At 69.0% G+C, this 15,234-nt stretch carries 14 protein-coding genes; 12 read left to right on the forward strand and 2 right to left on the reverse strand.

The features are described 5' to 3' along the window. Positions 1–124 precede the first annotated feature (124 nt). Positions 125–1,204, forward strand: coding sequence for an ABC transporter ATP-binding protein (locus P3H15_RS11695; RefSeq protein WP_072938119.1), 1,080 nt, complete (start codon positions 125–127; stop codon positions 1,202–1,204). A 2-nt stretch (positions 1,205–1,206) separates the two neighbouring features. Here P3H15_RS11695 and P3H15_RS11700 read toward each other — a convergent pair whose 3' ends face one another. Continuing rightward, on the reverse strand, positions 1,207–2,223 hold the full coding sequence (locus P3H15_RS11700; RefSeq protein WP_276137376.1) for a LacI family DNA-binding transcriptional regulator: 1,017 nt from the start codon (positions 2,221–2,223) through the stop codon (positions 1,207–1,209). A gap of 183 nt (positions 2,224–2,406) precedes the next feature. Here P3H15_RS11700 and P3H15_RS11705 point away from each other — a divergent pair, with 183 nt between their 5' ends. The 9 genes from P3H15_RS11705 (at position 2,407) to P3H15_RS11745 (ending at position 11,882) form a co-directional block, all read left to right on the forward strand. After that, a complete protein-coding gene (locus P3H15_RS11705) occupies positions 2,407–4,092 on the forward strand; it encodes a glycoside hydrolase family 13 protein (RefSeq protein WP_276137377.1) in 1,686 nt (561 codons plus the stop codon). Next, positions 4,089–5,354, forward strand: coding sequence for an ABC transporter substrate-binding protein (locus tag P3H15_RS11710; RefSeq protein WP_276137378.1), 1,266 nt, complete (start codon positions 4,089–4,091; stop codon positions 5,352–5,354). The genes P3H15_RS11705 and P3H15_RS11710 overlap by 4 nt, the downstream gene beginning before the upstream one ends. A gap of 115 nt (positions 5,355–5,469) precedes the next feature. Continuing rightward, entirely contained in the window at positions 5,470–6,393 is a 924-nt protein-coding gene (locus P3H15_RS11715) for a carbohydrate ABC transporter permease (protein ID WP_276137422.1), read from the forward strand. Between the two features lie 3 nt (positions 6,394–6,396). Then, a complete protein-coding gene (locus tag P3H15_RS11720) occupies positions 6,397–7,284 on the forward strand; it encodes a carbohydrate ABC transporter permease (protein WP_276137379.1) in 888 nt (295 codons plus the stop codon). 90 nt (positions 7,285–7,374) lie between these two features. Beyond that, the gene (locus tag P3H15_RS11725) at positions 7,375–8,580 is read left to right on the forward strand and encodes a low temperature requirement protein A (protein ID WP_276137380.1); all 1,206 of its coding nucleotides are present in this window, start codon (positions 7,375–7,377) and stop codon (positions 8,578–8,580) included. Positions 8,581–8,704: 124 nt separating this feature from the next. Then, positions 8,705–9,955, forward strand: coding sequence for a molybdopterin-dependent oxidoreductase (locus tag P3H15_RS11730; RefSeq protein ID WP_276137381.1), 1,251 nt, complete (start codon positions 8,705–8,707; stop codon positions 9,953–9,955). 1 nt (position 9,956) lies between these two features. Next, positions 9,957–10,469, forward strand: a complete 513-nt coding sequence (locus tag P3H15_RS11735; RefSeq protein ID WP_276137382.1) for a hypothetical protein — start codon at positions 9,957–9,959, stop codon at positions 10,467–10,469. 11 nt (positions 10,470–10,480) lie between these two features. Further along, a complete protein-coding gene (locus P3H15_RS11740; protein WP_276137383.1) occupies positions 10,481–11,125 on the forward strand; it encodes a methyltransferase domain-containing protein in 645 nt (214 codons plus the stop codon). A gap of 88 nt (positions 11,126–11,213) precedes the next feature. After that, entirely contained in the window at positions 11,214–11,882 is a 669-nt protein-coding gene (locus P3H15_RS11745) for a hypothetical protein (protein WP_276137384.1), read from the forward strand. 38 nt (positions 11,883–11,920) lie between these two features. Here the strand turns inward: P3H15_RS11745 and P3H15_RS11750 are convergent, their stop codons facing one another. After that, complete coding sequence (locus P3H15_RS11750; protein WP_276137385.1) at positions 11,921–13,333, reverse strand: hypothetical protein; 1,413 nt, start codon at positions 13,331–13,333, stop codon at positions 11,921–11,923. A 20-nt stretch (positions 13,334–13,353) separates the two neighbouring features. Between P3H15_RS11750 and P3H15_RS11755 the strand changes: the two genes are divergently transcribed. After that, a complete protein-coding gene (locus P3H15_RS11755) occupies positions 13,354–14,160 on the forward strand; it encodes an S-methyl-5'-thioadenosine phosphorylase (protein WP_276137386.1) in 807 nt (268 codons plus the stop codon). Then, on the forward strand, positions 14,157–15,224 hold the full coding sequence (locus tag P3H15_RS11760) for an NAD(P)-dependent oxidoreductase (protein WP_276137387.1): 1,068 nt from the start codon (positions 14,157–14,159) through the stop codon (positions 15,222–15,224). The genes P3H15_RS11755 and P3H15_RS11760 overlap by 4 nt, the downstream gene beginning before the upstream one ends. The last annotated feature ends 10 nt before the right edge of the window (positions 15,225–15,234 follow it).

Consider the following 15,234-nt stretch of genomic DNA (forward strand, 5'->3'; position numbering starts at 1 on the left):
CCGGACGCCCGAGTGGACAAGCCCTGTGATCTGCGCCATAGTTCTCTCCCGTCGGCACAAGCCGGCGCGCCCCTGACACTCGGATCGTCCGGCACGTTCCTGCCGGTGGAGGGATTCATTTCTCATGGCAACAATCACGTACGACCGCGCGACCAGGCTCTTTCCCGGGTCCGACGTCCCCGCCGTCGATCAACTCGACCTGCACATCGAGGACGGCGAATTCCTCGTCCTCGTCGGCCCGTCCGGCTGCGGCAAATCCACGTCGCTGCGGATGCTCGCCGGGCTGGAGGACGTCGACGGCGGCCAGATCCTGATCGGCGGCCGCGACGTCACGCACGCCGAACCCAAGGACCGCGACATCGCGATGGTCTTCCAGAACTACGCGCTCTACCCACACATGACCGTCGCCGAGAACATGGGCTTCGCCCTCAAACTCGCCGGCACCGACAAGTCCGAGATCCGCACCCGCGTTGCGGAGGCCGCCGACATGCTCGACCTCGGCGCCTACCTCGACCGCAAACCCAAGGCACTCTCCGGCGGCCAGCGGCAGCGAGTTGCCATGGGCCGCGCCATCGTCCGGCAGCCGCAGGTGTTCCTGATGGACGAGCCGCTGTCGAACCTCGACGCGAAGCTGCGCGTGCAGACCCGCACGCAGATCGCCCAGCTCCAGCGCCGCCTCGGCACCACCACCGTCTACGTCACCCACGATCAGGTCGAGGCCATGACGATGGGCGACCGTGTCGCCGTCCTCAAGGGCGGCGTGCTGCAGCAGTGCGCCTCCCCCCGCGAGCTCTACCGCAGGCCCGCGAACGTGTTCGTCGCCGGGTTCATGGGTTCACCGTCGATGAATCTGTTCACCGTGCCCGTCACCGACGGCGGCGTGCTGATCGGCGACCAGCTGGTGCCCGTCCCCCGCGACGCGCTCGCGGCGGCGGGCCGCGAGGTGATCTTCGGGATCCGTCCCGAGCACGTCGAGATCGCCGATTCCGGCGGACTGAAACTCGAGATCGACGTCGTCGAGGAGCTCGGCTCCGAGGCATTCGTGTTCGGCCGCACCACCGTCCACGGACGAACCGAGAACCTGGTCGCGCGCGTCGACTGGCGCAACCCACCCGAGAAAGGCCAGGTCGTGCACGTCCGCGTCGACGAGGCACACGCGCACCTCTTCGCCACCGACGCGGCGGGCGAGCGCCTGGTGCGCTGACCTCAGAGTTCCGCGGGACGGGCGGTCGAGCCCCTGACCACCAGGTGGGTCGGGAGCACGACCGCCCGTTCCGCCGGTTCCCGCCCGCTCAGCAGGTCCACGACCACCCGGCCCGCCGCCGCTCCCTGCTCTCCCACCGGTTGCCGGACCGTGGTCAGGTCGGCCAGCTCCGCCGTCGGGTGATCGTCGATGCCGATCACCGACATCCCGGCCGGGACGGGTACCCCCGCTCGCCGCAGCGTGCGTAGCGCTCCGACGGCGACCTCGTCGGAATGACAGAACACCGCGGTGGGCACGTCGGCCCGGCTGAGCAGCAGTTCCATGCCGCGCTCGCCGCCCTCGACGCCCCAGGGCACGGTCGCGATGCAGTCGTCGTCGAGTCCGGCGTCGGCGAGTGCACCGTGGAAACCCGCGACCCGGGCGATGTCGCCCGCCCAGGACTGCCCTTCCGGGTCGACGGTGCGGATCATGCCGATCCGCGTGTGGCCGATCCTGATCAGGTGCCCGACGGCCTGGCGCGCGGCCAGTTCGTCGTCGATCCGGACGGACGGGAAGTCGCCGGCGTGCGCGCCGATGACCACCACGGTCACGTCCATCTCCTCGAGCCGCGCCCGCTCCGGCCCGGTCAGCGGAAACGCCACGGCGATGACCGCATCGACCTTGCGGCGCAACGGAAGTCGTTCGAAGAACGATTCGCGCTGGGACGACTCCTCGAGGCAGTACAGCATCACGTCCAGGTCGGCGGCACGGAGTTCGTGTTCGATGCCGGCGAGAACCCGTGAGTAGAACCAGGCGTCGATCCACGGCACGACGACGGCCACCCGGCCCGTCGCGCCGCCCGACAGCTTCGACGCCTCGGGCGAGATGACGTACGCCAACTCGTCGGCGACCCGCTGAATCCGCAGTCGCGTCGCTTCGGAGACCCCCTTCTCGCCGCGCAGCGCACGGGAGACGGTGGCGATCGAGACGCCGGTGCGGCGCGCGACGTCGGCCATGTTCACGGACTGCTTGGGGATCACGTTCCCACAGTAAGCGAGCAACGCAAATATTTGCGCAAATTCCTCACGAAACGCAAGCCGTTGTAGTGCGGAAAAGAAATCACCCTGTTCGAGTTGACAGCAACCTGTGATGTGCCTCACGCTCTTTACGCAAACGTTTACGCATCACATTCGCCCATCCCATCCCCGCACCGAGGAGATTCGATGACCCAGTCCGTGGAGTCGACCGCAACCACCGTCGCGAGCCGGCACCCCGAAGCCTGGTGGAAGACAGCCGTCGTCTACCAGGTCTACATCCGCAGCTTCGCCGACGGGAACGGCGACGGCATCGGCGACCTCACCGGGTTGCGATCCAAGCTGCCCTACCTCGCCGACCTCGGCGTCGACGCCGTGTGGATCAACCCCTGGTACCCGTCGCCGATGGCCGACGCCGGCTACGACGTCGCCGACTTCCGCGACATCGAGCCGTCGTACGGCACGCTCGCCGAAGGTGAGGCGTTCATCGCCGAGGCCCACGAGCTGGGGATCCGCGTGATCCTCGACATCGTGCCCAACCACACCTCCAGCGAGCACCGCTGGTTCGAGGCCGCGCTCCGCGACGAGCCCGGGGCACGCGAGCGCTACATCTTCCGGCCCGGCCGCGGCCCGGCGGGCGACGAACCGCCCAACGACTGGCAGAGCGCATTCGGCGGTCCCGCGTGGAGCCGTCTCGACACCGGCGAGTGGTACCTGCACCTGTTCGCCCCCGCCCAGCCCGACCTGAACTGGGAGCACCCCGAGGTCCGTGCGGAGTTCGAGGACATCCTGCGGTTCTGGTTCGACAAGGGCGTCGACGGCTTCCGGATCGACGTCGCCCACGGCCTGGCCAAGGATCCCGCACTGCCCGATGCCGGTGAGCGCCTTCCCGGTTCGCAGCACACCGACCCCCACCCCGCCTGGGACCAGGATGCCGTCCACGAGGTGTACCGGGGCTGGCGGGCCGTCGCCAACGCCTACAACGACCGCGTCTTCGTCGCCGAGGCCTGGGTTCCCGGCAACGACCGGCTGGCCCGGTACCTGCGCCCCGACGAACTCCACACCGCGTTCCAGTTCGACTTCCTGCGCGCCCCGTGGCGCTCGGACAGCATTCGCGCCGTGATCGACGACGCGCTCGAGCAGGCGGCCACCGTCGGCGCCCCCGCCACCTGGGTGCTCTCCAACCACGACGTGCCCCGCACCGTCACCCGCTACTCCCGCTCGCAGCCCGACCACCTCGTGGAAACCGATTGGGAGCGCGCCCGCTGGGCGCTCGAGGAGCCGAACCACGACCTGGGCAGGCGCCGTGCCCGCGCCGCCGCGCTGCTGCAGCTGGCGTTGCCCGGCACCGCGTACATCTACCAGGGCGAGGAACTCGGACTGGAAGAGGTCGAGGACCTTCCCGACGACGTCCGTCAGGATCCGACGTGGTTCCAGACCGGCTTCACCGACTGCGGCCGCGACGGCTGCCGGGTGCCGATCCCGTGGTCGAACGACGCAGTGCCGTACGGCTTCTCCCCGTTCGACGCGGAAGAGGACACCTGGCTTCCGCAGCCCGGGCACTGGGCCTCGCACACCGCGGAAGCGCAGGCAGGCCACCCCGAGTCGTTCCTCACGCTGTACCGCCGGGCGCTGGAACTGCGGCCCGAGTTCTTCGACACCCCGCATCCCGTCGAATGGCTCGACACTCCCGCGGGCGTTCTCGCATTCGCCCGCGGCGGCGTGCAGTGCTGGGTGAACACCGGCACCGAACCGGCCGCACTCCCCGAAGGCTCGACCGTGGTGCTCGGTTCTATTGCCGGCATCACCGGCGGACTGCTCCCGTCCGACGCCGCGGTGTGGCTGTCGGAACCGGGCTCGGGTGAATCACGATGAAGCGCGTCGCCGCCGCCGCGGTGGCCGTCGGCGTCCTGTTCGCGGCGACGTCCTGCGCCGATCAGGGCATCGACGCCGCCGCGCAGGCGGAGAAGCAGAACCTCGACGGCCGCGGACCCATCACCTACGTGCAGGGCAAGGACAACTCCAACGTCGTCCGGCCATTGATCGACGAGTGGAACTCCACCCATCCCGGTGAGGAGGTGACGTTCAAGGAGCAGTCCGACCAGGCCGACCAGCAGCACGAGGACCTGGTGCAGCATTTCCAGTCCCGCGATCCCGGCTACGACGTCGCCGTCGTCGACGTCGTGTGGACCGCCGAATTCGCGGCCCGCGGATGGCTGCAACCGCTCGAGGGCCCGATGGCGATCGACACGTCCGGCCTGCTCCCCGCCACCGTCGCGGGGGCCACGTACGGGGGCGTCCTGTACGCGGCGCCGCAGACCAGCGACGGCGCCCTGCTCTACTACCGCACCGACCTGCTGGACCACCCGCCCGCCACGTGGGACGAGCTGGTCGGCGCGTGCGGGACGGCGCAGCAGGCCGGAATCGGCTGCTACGCCGGTCAGTACGCCAAGTACGAGGGCCTGACCGTCAACGCGTCGGAGGCCATCAACACGGCAGGCGGGTCGATCCTCGCACCGGACGGCGTGACCCCGACGATGACCACCGCGGAAGCCAAGGCGGGGCTGCAGTCGCTCGTCGACGCCTACCGTTCGGGTGCGATCCCCCGCGAGTCCGTCACGTTCCAGGAAGAGCAGGCCCGGCAGGCGTTCCAGAGCGGCGACCTGCTGTTCATGCGCAACTGGCCTTATGCGTACAGCCTGATGAACGGTCAGGGCAGTTCCGCGGTGTCCGGCAAGTTCGCGGTGGCGCCGCTGCCCGGGAAGAACGGGCCCGGTCACTCCACACTCGGCGGGCACAGCGCGGCGATCAACGTGTACTCGGAGCACAAGGCCACCGCGTCCGACTTCCTGAAGTTCTTCCTGGAGAGGAAGTCTCAGGCGTTCTTCCTCTCGCAGGGGTCGCTCGCCCCCGTCCGCGCCGACGTCTACGACGACCCGGAACTGATCGAGCAGTACCCGTACATCCCCACGCTGAAGACGTCGATCGAGAACGCCGTGACCCGGCCGGTGACCCCGTTCTATCCCGCGGTCACCCGGGCCGTGCAGAACAACGCTTACGCCGCGATCAAGGGCGAGAAGACGGTGGACCAGGCCGCCGCCGACATCCAGTCCGCGATCGCCGCGGCCGGGTCCTAGAGGAGACAAGCCGATGACCGTTCACGAACTCTCGGAACCGACGACCGAGGTTGTCCCGCAACCGGATTCGTCCGAAACGCCGCCACGGCCCCGGAAGGGACGCAGCAGGGCAGCGATGCTCCTGGTTCTGCCGACCATGATCCTGCTGGGCATCGTCGTCCTGTACCCGGTGGTCAGTGCGATGGTGATGTCGCTGTTCAAGGACCCGACCATCGACCCCGCCACCGGCAAATTCGCCGACCAGGGCTTCGCGGGACTGTCGAACTACACGCACTGGCTGTTCCAGCGGTGCACCGACACGACCGGGGCGTCCGTCTCCTGCCCCGGCGGCACACTGGGATCACTGTTCTGGCAGTCGATGTGGGTCACCGTGTTCTTCACCGTGGTCACCGTCGCCATCGAGGTCGCGCTGGGACTCTGGTTCGCCACCATCATGAACCGGGCATTCCGCGGCCGGGCACTGCTGCGGACCAGCATCCTCGTCGCGTGGGCCATCCCGACCGCCGTCACCGCGAAACTGTGGTACTTCGTCTTCGCCTACGACGGCATCGCCAACAAACTGCTCGGCACGGAGATCCTGTGGACGGGTGACACGTGGCCCGCCCGGTTCGCCGTCGTGATCGCCGACGCGTGGAAGACCACTCCGTTCGTGGCGTTGCTGATCCTCGCCGGACTGCAGATGGTGCCCGCCGAGGTGTACGAGGCGGCGCGGATGGACGGCGCCGGCGCGTGGCAGCGGTTCCGTTCGATCACGTTGCCCCTCATCAAGCCGGCCATTCTGGTGGCGGTCCTCTTCCGCGTCCTCGACGTCCTGCGGATCTACGATCTCCCGGCGATCCTCACCGGCGGTGGTGGCGGCGACGGCACCGCCACCACCACACTGTCGATCCTCGTGATCGACCAGATGCGCCAGGGATTCAACAGCGCGTCCGCCCTCTCCACGATCACGTTCCTGTTCATCTTCGCTGTCGCCTACATCCTGGTGAAGGTGATGGGCGTCAACGTGATCGACACCCAAGAGCAGCAGCGAAAGGCCTGACCCATGTCCACAGCAGTCGTCACGCCGGGAATTCCCCGGCCCACGGTGACACGCAGGCGGCGGGGACCGTCGCTCGCGTCGATCCGCACGTACGCGGGCCTCGCGGTGATCGTCGTCTGGGGTCTGGCCCCCGTCTACTGGATGGTGGTCACCGCCTTCCGGGACTCCGACTACACGTTCGACACCACCCCGTGGCCCACCCACATCACGCTGGACAACTTCGCGAACGTGTTCTCCACGGACGCCGGCAACCACTTCGCCCGGGCGCTCGTCAACAGCACGATCATCGGCGCCGTCACCACCGCGATCGGACTGATCGTGGGAGTCGGCACCGCGTACGCGCTGGCGCGGTTGCAGTTCCGGGGCAAACACGCGGTCCTCGGGATCATCCTGGCCGCGTCGATGTTCCCGGGTGTCGCCGTCCTGACACCGCTGTTCCAGCTGTTCACGTCGATGGGCTGGTTCGGCACGTATCAGGCGCTGATCATCCCGAACATCTCGTTCGTGCTACCCCTCACCATCTACACCCTCACCGCGTTCTTCAAGGAACTGCCGTGGGAACTCGAGGAGGCGGCCCGGATCGACGGGGCCAGCAGACGGCAGGCGTTTCGAATGGTGCTGCTGCCCTTGGCCGCACCGGGACTGTTCACCACCGCGATCCTCGCCTTCATCGCGTCGTGGAACGAATACCTGATCTCGAGCCAGCTGTCCAACGACATCACCCAGCCGGCCACCGTCGCCATCGCACAATTCGCGGGAAGCAAACCGCACGAGGAACCGTTCACGTCCGTGATGGCCGCGGGAACGGTCGTGACCATCCCGCTCGTCATCATCGTGCTGCTCCTGCAGCGCCGCATCGTGTCGGGCCTCACCGCGGGCGGCGTCAAGTAGAGCACCCGTGAGTACTTGTTAACCACCGGCGGTTAACAAGTACTCACGGGTGGTTTTGCCGCACCGCCCTCCGGTGGCAGCATTCTTCCCGTGACCTTCGCCCATCGTCTGCGCCCCCGCCTCGTCGAAGAGCGAGCGTCGGTGTCGCCGCTCGAGCTGTTCTTCGACCTCGTCTTCGTCTTCGCGCTCACCCGTGTCACCGACCTGATGGCCGAGGACCCCACCGGCGTCAATCTGCTGCGCGGCGCCCTCGTGATGGCCGTGCTGTGGTGGAGCTGGGTGGGGTACGCGTGGCTCTGCAACCTCGTGCGCGCCGACGAAGGCATCGTGCGGGTCGTGATGTTCGGTGCGATGGGCGCCATGTTCGTCACCGCGTTGACCATCCCCGAGGCCTTCGACGACCTCGCGGGCGGACTCGACGGACCCGTCATCTTCGCCCTGGGCTACTTCGTCGTCCGGCTCCTGCACCTGGTGATGTTCTGGGTGGTCAGCCGCGAGGACCCGCAGCTCCGCGGCCAGGTGCTCCGCTTCGCGCCCAGCATGCTGACCGGGACCGTGTTCCTGCTCTTCGCGTCGCAGCTCACCGGCACCGCGCAGACCGTCATGTGGATCCTGGCCCTCGCCGGTGACTACCTCGGGACACTGGTCGGCGGGACCGACTGGCGGTTGCGATCGGTCAGCCACTTCGCGGAGCGGCACGGGCTCATCATCATCGTCGCGCTGGGCGAGTCGATCGTGTCGATCGGCATCGGCGTCGCGAGCCTGCCGATCTCGTGGGCGATCATCGTGGCGTCCCTGCTGGGGCTCGCGGTGTCGGGACTGCTGTGGTGGTCGTACTTCGACGTCACGTCCCTGGCGGTGGAGCACGCGTTCGAGAAGGCGACCGGTGCGCGTCAGATCAAGATCGCCCGCAACTGCTACAGCTTCATGCACCTGCCGATGGTGATCGGGATCGTGATGCTGTCGCTGGGCCTGAAGAAGATCCTGTCGTACGTCGGCGACGGCAACCATCACCGGCTGGTGGATCCGCTGTACGGCTGGCCGCTGGTGGCACTGTTCGGTGGCGCGGCGCTGTACCTCCTCGCGCTCGTCGCCTTCAAGGCGTACGCGACGAGGTCGGTGACCGTGCCGCGCGTCGTGACGGCGGTCGTGTTGATCGCGCTGCTCCCCGTCGTCTGGCACATCCCCGCCCTCGCCACCCTCGGCGTGCTGACCGCGGTCCTGCTCACGATGATCGGATACGAGATGGTTCGGTACGACCAGCCCCGGGACGAGATCCGGCACGGCCACCCGTGAGTACTTGTCAACGTCCGGCGGTTAACAAGTACTCACGGGCCCGAAGGGCACACCCGTCCTGCACGGCGGCGGTACCGAATCACCTCTGAGGCTCGAGACGATCGAGCCGGAGGGATAGATCACGATGACCGACCACTCGCGCGGCCCACGGCTCCGCAGTCCACTGCGCGGACCATGGCTGACCTCGGTATTCGGACTCGTACTGCTGATCGGGCTACCCGTCGTCATCGTCACGGGACTGCTGTCGTACATCGCGTACGGGCCCCAGTTCGGGCAGGCCCGCCCCGGCGACGTCGGCTGGCTGCACCTCCCGTACTTCGCGTGGCCCACCCGGCCGTCGTGGCTGTACCGGCTCACGCAGGGTCTGCACGTCGGGCTCGGACTGATCCTGGTGCCGATCGTGCTCGCCAAGCTGTGGTCGGTGATCCCGAAACTCTTCGTGTTTCCGCCGGTCCGCTCGCCGGCGCAGGCACTCGAACGACTGTCGCTGATCGCCCTTGTCGGCGGTGCGCTGTTCGAGATCATCACCGGCGTCCTGAACATCCAGTACGACTACATCTTCGGTTTCGACTTCTACACGGCGCACTACTGGGGCGCGTGGGTCTTCATCGCCGGGTTCGTGACGCACACGATCCTGAAGGTGCCGCCCATGGTGCGGTCGCTGCGGTCCCGCTCGTTCCGGGAAGTGCTGCGCACGTCCCGCGCCGACACGCGGCCCGAACCGGCGGACGAGAACGGCCTCGTGGCCGAGGACCCCACCCCGGCCACGATCAGCAGGCGGGGTGCCCTCGCCCTGGTCGGTGGCGGCGCCGCACTGGTCGCGGTCCTGTCGGTCGGGCAGACCACCGGCGGGTTCCTGCGGAGCGCCGCACTACTCCTGCCGCGCGGTCGCTCGTACGGCGACGGCCCCAACGACTTTCAGATCAACCGGACGGCCGCGGCCGCGCAGATCACCCCGGAGCAGACGGACGACGCCTGGCGACTGTCGGTTGAGGGTGGCGCGGAACCGGTGCAGCTGAGCCGAAATGAGCTGCGCGCGATGCCGTCGCACACCGCGTCCCTCCCGATCGCGTGCGTCGAGGGGTGGTCCACCGTCGAGACGTGGACGGGCGTGCGACTGCGTGATCTCGCGGACGTCGCGGGGGTGACGGCGTTCGGCTCGGCGAAGGTGACGTCGCTGGAGCGGTCCGGCGCGTTCAACCAGGCGGTCCTCACGTCCGATCAGGTACGCGACGCCGACGCCCTGCTCGCCCTCGCGGTGAACGGCGCGGAACTGTCCCTGGACCACGGCTATCCCGCCCGGATCATCGTTCCCGCCCTGCCCGGCGTCCACAACACCAAATGGGTGCAGTCCATCGAATTCCGGGAGGCGTGAAATGCGCCGATTCGCCCGCGTCTACGGAGCCGACCCGCTGCATCTGCTGGCCGTGCTGTTCACGTTCGCACTCGCCGGGTACGCGGTCTCGGTGGTGGGTCTGCCGAATCTGTGGAATCCGGACGTGTGGTGGAAATCGATCGCCGTGTGGTTCCTCGGTGCGGTGATCGCCCACGACCTCGTGCTGTTCCCGCTGTACGCACTCGCCGACCGGTCGTTGACGTCGGGGCTGGACGCGGTCCGGGGACGGAGACGCCCACGGTCCCGGACGGTTCCGGCGCTGAACTACATTCGCGTGCCGGCGCTCGCGTCCGGGCTGACGCTACTGCTGTTCCTGCCGGGGATCATCGAGCAGGGCGCCGACGCATATCTTGCGGCGACAGGGTTGACGCAGGAACCGTATCTCGACCGCTGGCTGCTGCTCAGTGCCGCGTTCTTCGCGCTCTCCGCTCTTACCTACGCCGCCCGACTTTCGCTGTCCCGCAAGGACGACGACGCGGTGAGCCGGCCATGAGGAAGAGCGGGATGTCCACGGACCTCCTGCTGCGGCGGGCGTCGGCGGGGCTCCCGTGCTGGGTGCGGGATGCGCGGGGAACGCGCCGCGCCCTGCCGCTCGACCGCTGGATGGGCGGCGACTCGGCTTCCCTCGCCGATCGGATCGCCGACCGCGTGATGCTCACGGGGTGTCACGGTGCGACCGTCGATCTCGGGTGCGGCCCAGGCCGGCTCACCGCCGCGCTCGTGTCCGCCGGCGTCACCGCCCTGGGTGTCGATTCATCCGTCACGGCAGTGCAACTCACGATCCGCCGCGGCGGCGTCGCGTTGCATCGGGACATCTTCGCGCCGCTGCCTCGGTCGGGGAACTGGGACCGCGTGCTGCTCGCCGACGGCAACATCGGCATCGGCGGGGAACCCGTCCGCGTGCTCCGCCGCGCGCGAGAGTTGTTGCAACCACACGGAATTGTGATCGCCGAGGTGGATCCGCCGACCACGGCGGGGGTTCGTCACGAACTCCTGCGCTGGGAGACGGAGCATCTCGCCGGAGACTGGTTCGCCTGGGCGAGCGTGGGCGTGGCCGCCGTGTCCGAGGTCGCGCGCGTGGCCGGGCTGCGGGTGATCGATGTTCTGCAGCATGCGAATCGGCACTTCGCGCGGATGGAATGGGCGTGAGAAGTTCCCATCCGCCGGGGAAGCCGCGTCGAATACCTAGTGAACATCCACCCACCACCCCTTCCTCCGGAAAGGTTGTTTGATCATCATGTCGAACTATCGAAAAGCACTCGCAGCAGCGGCCATCGGTGCCCTGGCACTGACCCCGCTCGCGGCGTGCTCGAGCAATGATTCGAGTGCATCCTCGAATATGAGCGCAGCAGCATCCTCCCAGCCCGCACCCGTCGCCCAGGTCGACAACCTGACCGGGGTGAGTACCGCCGTCGCACTCGATCCCGGCTTCACCGGCGCGCTGACGACGCTCGGCCTCACACCCGGAGTGGTGGGCACGGCAACCCTCGCCGACGGATCGGTCAGCTTCCCGATCACCGGCGGCAACGTGAAGTACTGGGAGCCCGGCACGGTCGACCCCTACGTGCAGGGCGAGATCATGCACGACGGCAGCGGATTGTCGCTGGCGGCGCCCGGCACCGTCGTCGAACTCACCGATTTCGCGATCGATCCGGGCACGTCGCTCCTCACCGGCGACGTGAGCGTCAACGGTTCACCCGCGGCAACCGACGCGGTGCTGTTCGATCTCAACGGCCGCACGCTGAAGCCGCTGCAGACCGGACCGAACGACACGGCGATCCTGCAGGGCACCGAGGTCAAGATCTCGGCGGACGCCGCCGGCCTGCTGAACCAGACGTTCAAGACCGACGCCGTCACGCCGGGGCTGCTGGTCGGGATCGCCACCATCACGATCGCGACCACGTGACCGTAGGCCGTCGAACGGCATCCCGGATGCGCCGGCCGTCACCAGTTGGTGAACAGCAGATGGTTGACGGCCAGCGCACCGGCGGCCTGCACCGCGAGCCAGAACCGATGGCTTCCGCGCGGCAGGAGTGCGGGGGCCGCGAGGAGCCAGCATTCGAACGGCAACCAGATCCGCTCGGTCTCCGCCTTGCTCAGCGCGCTCAGGTCGGCGATCACCACCGCGAGGAGCGCGGCGAGCACCAGGACGGGGACCGGCGACAGCGCCCGCACCCGCGACCAGGCGAACGTCCGGGGCAGTGCGGCGGGCACCGCCAACCCGACCGCGCAGATCAGCGACGCGAAGTTGGCCCAGCCCCAGTAGGCGAAGGGGCGGTCCGACGCGATGCCCTGGTAGTACCGTTCCTGCACCAACTGGTAGCCGTCGAACCACCAGAATCCACACAGCGTGAACACGGCGGCCACCGCGAGCGCGCCGACCAGTGCGCCGGCCAGCGGCCGGGCCGTGCGCGCGATCACCAGGACCGCGACCGCGGGAATCGCCATCAGTGTGAGCCCATAGCTGAGGTAGACGCCGAATCCGAGCAGCACCCCTGCGGCCACGGCGACGAGCGGGGGGACCGGGACAGCGCGGGTCGCCGACAGCGCCAGCAGGGCGATCCCCCACGCCACCACGCCGGCGAACAGCGCGTCCGCCGACACCGCCACCCAGATCGCGGAGGGTGCGAGCACGAGGAACGGGGCCGCGCGGCGGGCCGTCGCCTCGTCACCGAGCGCCCGGACGGCGACGATCACGGCGGCGCCGGCACTCGACCCGACCGCGACGCACAGCGCGGACGCCCACGCGCCGCCGCCGAGTCCGATCCGGTCGAGCCAGACGAAGGTCAGCAATGCGCCGGGCGGGTGCCCCGATACGTGGGTGGTCCACGAATCGGGCTGCAGGTCCAGGATCCGGTCGGCGAAGCCCCGCAGCGTCGCCGGGATGTCCGTGACACCGGGGACCTCGTGCAGGTACTCGTCGGTGGAGGTCAGGCGGTCGACGAACCCGCGCCGCCAGCCGTCGACCAGGGCGAGCGCCATCGCCCACAGGGCGGACCCGAGCCACACCCCGACCGTGAGGCGCCGCCACGACAGCGTCTGCGCCAGCCCGGGGCCCCATACGACGACCGCCGCCGCGAAGACGACGGCGACCGGGCTGCCCCACCCGAAGTGGACGTCGCGGAACCCGAACAGCGGCGCGGCGTCCGCGAAATCCCGCACACTCTCCGCCGTCCGGTTGACGATGGGGGTGATCGTCTCGTTTCCCAGATGCGGGACGACGAACGCAACCACCACGAGGACCAGGGCGAGCCCGGCGCCGGCGAAGTCGCGGTAGAGGAAATTCCGCTCGCCGGTGCGCTGTGGGGATCCGATGACGTCATCTCCTTCGACGAAAGTCGCACTCGCGCCCAGCATAACGACGGAGGATGGAGCGTATGACCGCAACGAGTTCACCCGACCCGGTCCGCGCGGACGTCGCCGTGATCGGGGGAAGCGGCTTCTACTCGTTCTTCGACGAGGGAGCCGCGGAAGTCACGATCGACACTCCGTACGGCGGCCCCAGCGCCCCGATCACGGTCGGCGACGTGGACGGCAGGACGGTGGCGTTCCTCCCCCGCCACGGCGCCCGGCACGAATTCGCTCCCCACACCATCCCGTACCGCGCGAACCTGTGGGCGCTGCGCACGCTGGGCGTGCAGCGGGTGTTCGCACCCTGCGCCGCCGGCAGCCTCACCCCGGACCTGGGACCGGGCACGATGGTCGTGCCGGACCAGTTGGTCGACCGCACCAGCGGCCGCGCGCAGACGTACTTCGACGGCGGCGGCGTGCACGTCCAGTTCGCCGACCCGTACTGCGCCGACCTGCGCAAGGCCGCCGCCCGGCCGGGCACCGTCGAGGGCGGTGTGCTGGTGGTGGTCGAGGGACCACGGTTCTCGACCCGGGCCGAGAGCCTGTGGTTCGCCCGGCAGGGCTGGACCCTCGTCAACATGACGGGTCATCCCGAGGCGGTGCTCGCCCGAGAACTCGAGATGTGCTACGCCACCATCGCTTTGGTCACCGACCTCGATGCAGGAATCGAGGCCGGCGACGGGGTGCGTGCCGTGGACGTGTTCGCCGAGTTCCAACGCAACCTCGGTTCACTGAAGACGTTGGTCCGGTCCGCGATCGCCGCCGCCCCCGACGGACCCTGCGACGCCTGCCGGGTCCATGAGGGTGTGACCCTGCCGATCGAGTTGCCATGACGGGAAATCGCGTACTGCTCACGGGCGCAGCCGGATTCATCGGCGGTCACGTCCGCACCGCACTGACCGAGGCCGGTCACGACGTCGTCGCCGTCGACGCACTGCTTCCGTCCGCGCACGGCGCCGGCCCCGAACCCCCAGAGGGTGTGCAGCGCGCGGACGTGCGCGACCTGCCCGTCCTGACCGAACTGCTGAGGGGTGTGGACGTGGTGTGCCATCAGGCTGCCGTCGTCGGCGCCGGCGTGGATGTGAGCGACGCCCCTGCCTATGCCAGTCACAACGATCTCGGCACGGCAACGCTGCTCGCCGCGATGCACGAGTCGGGTTGCCGGCGGCTGATACTCGCGTCGTCGATGGTCGTCTACGGGGCGGGCCGGTATCGCAACGGGCGGGGCGAGTCCGTGGAGCCGGCACCCCGGCGGGCCGAGGACCTCGAGGCGGGGATCTTCGACGAGACGGACCCCGGCGCGGGTGAGCCCCTGGAGTGGGCACTCGTGGAGGAGAATTCGCCGCTGCGGCCGCGGAGTCTCTACGCCGCGGCCAAGGTGGCCCAGGAGCACTACGCCCTCGCCTGGGCACTGGCCACCGGCGGTTCCGTGACGGCGCTGCGCTACCACAACGTGTACGGCGACCGTATGCCGCGCAACACCCCGTACTCCGGGGTGGCCGCGATGTTCCGCTCCGCCCTCGAGAACGGCGAACCACCGCGCGTGTTCGAGGACGGCAGGCAGACAAGGGATTTCGTGCACGTGCACGACGTCGCGGCGGCGAACGTGGTCGCGATCGAGGCGGCGTTGCCGGGATTCTCGGCGTTCAATGTGTGTTCGGGACAACCGATCACGATCGGCGAGGTGGCCGCGACGCTCGCGCGTTCGTACGGCGGCCCCGAACCCGTCGTCACCGGCGAGTACCGGCCCGGCGACGTCCGGCACATCGTCGCCGATCCCCGGCTGGCCCGGGAGCGGCTGGGATTCCGGGCGCAGATCCTGCCCGCCGAGGGGATCGCGGCGTTCGCGCATGCACCCCTGAGGGACGCGGCGCCGGCGGGACCTCCCCGTGTCTGAGTGCGCGCCG

Source organism: Rhodococcus sp. T2V, assembly GCF_029269925.1.
GTDB lineage: Bacteria > Actinomycetota > Actinomycetes > Mycobacteriales > Mycobacteriaceae > Rhodococcus_F > Rhodococcus_F koreensis.

Bases quoted from the DNA above. Each gene is read 5' to 3' on its own strand.
- P3H15_RS11755 (WP_276137386.1), top strand. From the start codon at position 13,354: ATGACCGCAACGAGTTCACCCGACCCGGTCCGCGCGGACGTCGCCGTG.
- P3H15_RS11695 (WP_072938119.1), top strand. From the start codon at position 125: ATGGCAACAATCACGTACGACCGCGCGACCAGGCTCTTTCCCGGGTCC.
- P3H15_RS11715 (WP_276137422.1), top strand. From the start codon at position 5,470: ATGCTCCTGGTTCTGCCGACCATGATCCTGCTGGGCATCGTCGTCCTG.
- P3H15_RS11710 (WP_276137378.1), top strand. From the start codon at position 4,089: ATGAAGCGCGTCGCCGCCGCCGCGGTGGCCGTCGGCGTCCTGTTCGCG.
- P3H15_RS11730 (WP_276137381.1), top strand. From the start codon at position 8,705: ATGACCGACCACTCGCGCGGCCCACGGCTCCGCAGTCCACTGCGCGGA.
- P3H15_RS11745 (WP_276137384.1), top strand. From the start codon at position 11,214: ATGTCGAACTATCGAAAAGCACTCGCAGCAGCGGCCATCGGTGCCCTG.
- P3H15_RS11705 (WP_276137377.1), top strand. From the start codon at position 2,407: ATGACCCAGTCCGTGGAGTCGACCGCAACCACCGTCGCGAGCCGGCAC.
- P3H15_RS11760 (WP_276137387.1), top strand. From the start codon at position 14,157: ATGACGGGAAATCGCGTACTGCTCACGGGCGCAGCCGGATTCATCGGC.
- P3H15_RS11735 (WP_276137382.1), top strand. From the start codon at position 9,957: ATGCGCCGATTCGCCCGCGTCTACGGAGCCGACCCGCTGCATCTGCTG.
- P3H15_RS11720 (WP_276137379.1), top strand. From the start codon at position 6,397: ATGTCCACAGCAGTCGTCACGCCGGGAATTCCCCGGCCCACGGTGACA.
- P3H15_RS11750 (WP_276137385.1), bottom strand. From the start codon at position 13,333: ATGCTGGGCGCGAGTGCGACTTTCGTCGAAGGAGATGACGTCATCGGA.
- P3H15_RS11740 (WP_276137383.1), top strand. From the start codon at position 10,481: ATGTCCACGGACCTCCTGCTGCGGCGGGCGTCGGCGGGGCTCCCGTGC.